The sequence below is a fragment of the Ensifer sp. SSB1 genome (assembly GCF_016652895.1).
Lineage (GTDB): Bacteria > Pseudomonadota > Alphaproteobacteria > Rhizobiales > Rhizobiaceae > Ensifer.
In genome coordinates, this window is sequence record NZ_JAEPRP010000302.1 from 1 (window position 1) to 4467 (window position 4467).

Below are 4467 nucleotides of genomic sequence, written 5' to 3' on the forward strand. Positions count from 1 at the left end.
TGACGTTCTCGCCGGGCAGAAGGCCTTCGGCGACTTCACCTTCACCGGTTACCTCCGAAACCAGGAAATTTACTCGACGCTCACCATCGATGTTTCCGGAGCGCCGGCCGGCGATTACGTGCTGCGCTTCCATTTCAACGACGTCAACAGCGGCAAGAGCGCCAGCGTTGACCAGCCATTCAAGATTGCCGGACCGTAAGACCATGCCCCATGCAATAACGACTGTTGGTTTCGATGCCGATGATACGCTGTGGCAGAACGAGCAGTTCTTCCGCCTGACCGAGACGCGCTTTGCCGAACTGCTTGCCCCCCATACGGACACCGAGCACCTCTCCGAGAGGTTGCTTGCCGCAGAGAAGCGCAATCTCGGCCTCTACGGCTTCGGCATCAAAGGCTTCGTTCTGTCGATGGTCGAGACCGCGGTGGACGTGACCGACGGAAAACTCCCATCCTCTGTCATTGCTGAAATCCTCGCCGCCGGACGCGACATGCTCGTCCATCCAGTCGAACCGTTGCCGCATGTCAGGGAAACACTCGACGCACTGCATGGGCAGTTTCGTCTTGTCATGATCACCAAGGGTGACCTCTTCGACCAGGAGCGCAAACTCGCCGCCTCCGGCCTCGGCGACTACTTCGACGCCGTCGAGATCGTCAGCGACAAGAATGCGAGCACCTACGACCGCATCTTCAAGCGTCACGGCGACGGCGCGTCCAAGAGCCTGATGGTCGGCAACTCGCTGAAGTCCGATGTCGTGCCCGCGCTTGATGCGGGCAGCTGGGCTGTCTATGTCCCGCATGCCTTGACCTGGGCATTCGAGCACCACGACAAGCCCGAGAGCCATCCACGGTTCCGAGAGATCAACGACCTCGGCGGATTGCCGCCGATCCTCGAACGATTGCCGCTCTAGCCACATCACGGGCAGACGACCGCTCGGTGGGGAAGGCTAAACAAAATCCAAGATTGAACCCACCAACCATTGCACGCGAATCAGCGCGATAATGTCGCACGATTTCGTCAACGGAGAGTGAGGGAATGGCCCAGATATTCGGCGCGACAATATTGATGGTGCTGCTCGGAATGCTGATCGGATGGCTGCTGCGCAAGGTCTCCGCGCCCAGCGTGCTCTCGTCCCGTCTGGCGGGACTGATCGTCCTGGCCTTCGCGGCTCCCGCCATCTACTCGGCCAATTCCGGCCGGCCCTACCTCGAAATGCTTGTGCCCTATGGTATCGTCGCGCTCATTGCTGCCGTCGTTTATACTTCCTGAAGCCGAGGCAACAGGCCGCGTAGCCATCAATGCGCCTTTCACCCGTCTGGTGCACTTGACTGTTCGCCTTGAGTGATTGATCTAGGGAACATGCGGGCGTGGCGAAACTGGTAGACGCAAGGGACTTAAAATCCCTCGGCCTTGGCTGTACGGGTTCGACCCCCGTCGCCCGCACCAGACACCGGTTTCGATGATCATTTGGCGGCTGGCGCCTAACTGTCACTCAGTCGCGACAGGTTTACGCCGGAAAGAGCAGCCGCTCAGCTGTTGTAGTAATAGCAATCGCATTCGGCCTGGTAGGCGTCATCGTGCCATACCCGCACCGCGAGCTTCGTTGCGCATCCCTGGTTCTCAAGCCTGAGGCCGAGAAGCGAGACCGCTGCCGCCTTGGAATTGGGGGCGTCCACCTCGATCGCCGATCCAACCTGGTGGACTCCCTGCCGCGGGGTCCAGGTGAAGATCTGAACGCTGTAGTGCATCGAATATCCTCCGTGGAGAGATGATGTGCACGCAATACTAATGCTTGTGTTCGGATTGAGCTCTTTGCCTTGAAGCGAACTAGCCGTCATCTACGGTCGCTTCCGGCCGATCACCGCCGTCTGTGTGTTCGAAGTGCCAGTGACCTTCTTCATCCTGGAAACTGATATCTTCGTCGTCGCCACCGACCTGTTGCTCGGCGGCGGCAGCCTTGGCAGCGGCTAGCGCCATCTCGCGGCTGGGAAAGGGCTCCGAATATGCATCGGCGGCCTTATAGGCCCATCCTCCGTCATGAGGAACGATGGTGTAAGTGATCCGCGCCATACTTCCCTCCCAGCAGTCCGAAAACGCTTCGGTCTTCGGCGGGCCGTTGCCGCACGGCCCTTCTTTCCTCCTCGTCAAAGGCATGCTCATGCCGAACGCCGCGGATATTACCACAGGTATGGTGCGAATTGCCACCTTCGCGAATCACTTGGATCTGGCCCGCGTCGATTCAAAAAGGCGGCCCCTTTCGGAGCCGCCCTTGATCAAAAATTCCAATATCTTAGGTCGATCAGCCGGCGAGCTTCGCGGCGATCTTGGCGACGTGTGCGCCCTGGAACCGAGCGGCTTCGAGCTCGACCTCGGAGGGCTGGCGCGCACCGTCGCCGCCGGTGATGGTCGAGGCGCCGTAGGGCGAGCCGCCCTTGATCTCATCGAGACCCATCTGCCCCTGGAATGCATAAGGAAGGCCGACGACGACCATGCCGTGGTGCATCAGCGTCGGGATGAAGCCGAGGATCGTGGACTCCTGGCCGCCATGCTGCGTCGCCGAAGAAGTGAAGACCGAACCGACCTTGCCGACCAGCTTGCCCTTGGCCCACAGGCTGCCGGTCTGATCGATGAAGTTGCGCATCTGCGAGGCGACGGTGCCATAGCGCGTGCCAGCGCCGAAGATGATCGCGTCATACTGCGCCAGCTCTTCGACATTGGCGATCGGCGCCGCCTGGTCCAGCTTGTAGTAAGAAGCCTTGGCGACTTCTTCCGATACGAGTTCGGGAACGCGCTTCACGTCCACTTCGGCGCCGGCCGACTTCGCGCCTTCGGCCACCGCATAGGCCATCGTTTCGACGTGTCCGTATGCCGAATAATAGAGAACAAGAACCTTGGCCATAAAATGCTCCTTTGGATTCAAGCGATCCCACTTGATCACCGCTGCCGGGAAGATTTATCAAAATGCGGCCGCTTGCCAGGAGCTGTCCGGGAAACAGACTGTTCTCGCCCGTCGAACAATAAACAATCACTGTTAAACTATTAGCTGAAATAAATAGGGATCACCGATGCGCAGCACAAAAATCGTCACCGCCGCGATGGTCGCCATCGGCGACGAACTCCTGTCGGGTCGCACCAAGGACAAGAACATCGGCCATCTCGCCGACATGATGACCATGGTCGGCATCGACCTGCGCGAAGTGCGGATCGTCGCCGATGACGAACCTGCCATCGTGGAAGCCATCAACGCCGTACGTAGCCGCTACGATTACGTCTTCACCTCGGGCGGCATCGGCCCCACCCATGACGACATCACCGCCGACGCGGTCTCGCGTGCCTTCGGGGTCGAATGCATCTACGAACCCGAGGCAATGGCCCTGCTCGGCGCGATGTACGAGCGTCGCGGCATGGAGTTCACCGACGCGCGCAAGCGCATGGCGCGCATGCCGCTCGGCGCACGCCATATCCCGAATCCCGTTTCCACCGCGCCAGGCTTCGCAATCGGCAATGTGCATGTCATGGCCGGCGTGCCGCAGGTGTTCCAAGCCATGCTCGATGCCTTGCTGCCCGGCCTCGAGGTCGGTTCACCCCTCCTTTCCCGAACCGTGCGCTCGCCCTTCGGCGAAGGCGACATCGGCAGCCCGCTGACAGAAGTCCAGAAGAACCACCCGGAAACCAGCATCGGCTCCTACCCCAAGTTCGACGGCAAGAATTTCTCGACCGATATCGTCGTGCGCGCCCGTGATCCGGAAGCGCTGGCCGCTGCCGAAGCCGACGTGCAGGCGATGATCCAGGCAATCACCGAAGCGCGCGCGAAGGCCTGATTGCTGTTGCATTTTTCCCTGGATCAGCATCGATCCAGGGAAATCAGGTAGAAGGTTCCGACGTAACAGTGATCTTGACGCGTCTTGGAAGACGCGAGGCGCTGTAGAGCCTTGCGCTCAGGGCACCATTGCCGTTATTGCATGTCGGCAAATCAGGATGACGCGTTCCCGCCTGCCCGATCTGCCGGACGCTTCGCCTTTACCTTATACAGACAAGCCGGAGCCCACTGATGTCGCTGCCCGATAAAGCCTTTCCCGTCTCCTGGGACCAGTTCCACCGTGACGCGCGCGCGCTTGCGTGGCGCCTCGCCGACAACGGCCAGGAATGGCGCGCCATGGTGTGCATCACCCGCGGCGGCCTAGTGCCTGCGGCGATCATCTGCCGCGAGCTCAATATCCGCATGATCGAGACCGTCTGCATCGCGTCCTACCACGACTACGACACGCAGGGTCAGATGAAGGTGTTGAAGGGCATCGCGCCCGAAATCGCCGAGAACGGTGGCGAAGGCGTGCTGATCGTCGACGACCTGACAGACACCGGCAAGACCGCCGCAGAAGTGCGCGCAATGCTGCCGAAGGCGCATTTCGCCGCCGTTTACGCCAAGCCGAAGGGCCGCCCCATGGTCGATACCTTCGTGACCGAAGTGA

At 60.4% G+C, this 4467-nt stretch carries 7 protein-coding genes, 1 tRNA gene and 1 pseudogene; 6 read left to right on the forward strand and 3 right to left on the reverse strand.

All coding sequences use genetic code 11. The features are described 5' to 3' along the window. From I8N66_RS36185 to I8N66_RS36200, 4 genes and pseudogenes are all read left to right on the forward strand, one after another. Positions 1-199 (forward strand): annotated as a pseudogene (locus tag I8N66_RS36185) (hypothetical protein); the annotation flags it as partial. Between the two features lie 4 nt (positions 200-203). Beyond that, positions 204-908 (forward strand): HAD family hydrolase, encoded by a 705-nt coding sequence (locus I8N66_RS36190; RefSeq protein ID WP_291165128.1) that lies wholly within the window; start codon positions 204-206, stop codon positions 906-908. A gap of 125 nt (positions 909-1033) precedes the next feature. Further along, positions 1034-1267 carry a hypothetical protein gene (locus I8N66_RS36195; RefSeq protein ID WP_291165131.1) on the forward strand — a complete coding sequence of 78 codons (234 nt, stop codon included), beginning with the start codon at positions 1034-1036 and terminating at the stop codon, positions 1265-1267. A gap of 92 nt (positions 1268-1359) precedes the next feature. Continuing rightward, positions 1360-1444: transfer RNA gene (locus tag I8N66_RS36200), tRNA-Leu, on the forward strand. Between the two features lie 83 nt (positions 1445-1527). Here the strand turns inward: I8N66_RS36200 and I8N66_RS36205 are convergent. From I8N66_RS36205 to wrbA, 3 genes are all read right to left on the reverse strand, one after another. Continuing rightward, positions 1528-1746, reverse strand: coding sequence for a hypothetical protein (locus I8N66_RS36205; protein ID WP_077961275.1), 219 nt, complete (start codon positions 1744-1746; stop codon positions 1528-1530). Between the two features lie 79 nt (positions 1747-1825). Next, entirely contained in the window at positions 1826-2068 is a 243-nt protein-coding gene (locus tag I8N66_RS36210) for a DUF2188 domain-containing protein (RefSeq protein ID WP_113537144.1), read from the reverse strand. Positions 2069-2297: 229 nt separating this feature from the next. Further along, a complete protein-coding gene (gene wrbA / locus I8N66_RS36215; protein ID WP_113537143.1) occupies positions 2298-2897 on the reverse strand; it encodes an NAD(P)H:quinone oxidoreductase in 600 nt (199 codons plus the stop codon). A 166-nt stretch (positions 2898-3063) separates the two neighbouring features. Between wrbA and I8N66_RS36220 the strand changes: the two genes are divergently transcribed. Both I8N66_RS36220 and gpt read left to right on the forward strand, forming a co-directional pair. After that, positions 3064-3819 (forward strand): competence/damage-inducible protein A, encoded by a 756-nt coding sequence (locus tag I8N66_RS36220; protein WP_291165137.1) that lies wholly within the window; start codon positions 3064-3066, stop codon positions 3817-3819. A gap of 230 nt (positions 3820-4049) precedes the next feature. Next, positions 4050-4467: xanthine phosphoribosyltransferase (gene gpt, locus I8N66_RS36225; RefSeq protein WP_291165140.1), on the forward strand; the 418-nt coding region annotated here is incomplete at its 3' end.

What these genes read in the sequence shown, in the direction of transcription:
- I8N66_RS36190 (WP_291165128.1), top strand. Translation starts at nt 204, where the DNA reads ATGCCCCATGCAATAACGACTGTTGGTTTCGATGCCGATGATACGCTG.
- I8N66_RS36195 (WP_291165131.1), top strand. Translation starts at nt 1,034, where the DNA reads ATGGCCCAGATATTCGGCGCGACAATATTGATGGTGCTGCTCGGAATG.
- I8N66_RS36205 (WP_077961275.1), bottom strand. Translation starts at nt 1,746, where the DNA reads ATGCACTACAGCGTTCAGATCTTCACCTGGACCCCGCGGCAGGGAGTC.
- I8N66_RS36210 (WP_113537144.1), bottom strand. Translation starts at nt 2,068, where the DNA reads ATGGCGCGGATCACTTACACCATCGTTCCTCATGACGGAGGATGGGCC.
- wrbA (WP_113537143.1), bottom strand. Translation starts at nt 2,897, where the DNA reads ATGGCCAAGGTTCTTGTTCTCTATTATTCGGCATACGGACACGTCGAA.
- I8N66_RS36220 (WP_291165137.1), top strand. Translation starts at nt 3,064, where the DNA reads ATGCGCAGCACAAAAATCGTCACCGCCGCGATGGTCGCCATCGGCGAC.